This is a genomic window from Clostridium sp. CF012 (assembly GCF_018861755.1).
Lineage (GTDB): Bacteria > Bacillota > Clostridia > Clostridiales > Clostridiaceae > Clostridium_AD.
Map to the genome: position 1 here is coordinate 1 of NZ_JAHLEF010000136.1, position 620 is coordinate 620.

Consider the following 620-nt stretch of genomic DNA (forward strand, 5'->3'; position numbering starts at 1 on the left):
TTTAAATAATCATAAATCGGTTTTTGATCCCAAGACTCAACGATACCTACAGGCTTTACACCAAACGCCACCAATGTATCATTAGCACCTTGATATAAGGTTACTATTCTTTTAGGAGTACCTTTAATCGTTGTCTCTCCCTGAGCATGTTTAACAATGCGCTCCTCTTCAGATGAAGGTGCCGCCTTCTCCTTACTTGTGGTTGTCGTTGATTTGTTGCCACACCCTGATACAAGTAGCATCACTGCCATAAAAGAAAACATAATAGAAAATAACTTATTATTATGAAACATATGTACACTCCTTTTTATCTTTTAATTGTAATGATTATCATTATCATCTATATTACCATTACTTAAAGAAAATGTATAGTGACATTTTTCAATCTTAGTAAAACAAGCATTAAAAGTTATTGTTGTAGCTATAATGCTTAGTGGCATCTCGTTGCATAATTATGCAATAAAAATGGTGTAATTGGTTATAAATACACTGTTAATAAATAAACACAATAAAATCACAAAAAAAATAAACAATATGTTGAATAATTATTCATATTGATGTATAATTATTCAAATGGTTAAATCATCACCTGCGGTGCTGAAATATTAAGACTCCAGAAG

Annotated in this window: 1 pseudogene; it reads right to left on the minus strand. The window is 30.8% G+C overall.

The window, feature by feature from the left end:
* Nucleotides 1-293 (minus strand): annotated as a pseudogene (locus KPL50_RS26710) (hypothetical protein); the annotation flags it as partial.
* Between the last annotated feature and the right edge of the window lie 327 nt (nt 294-620).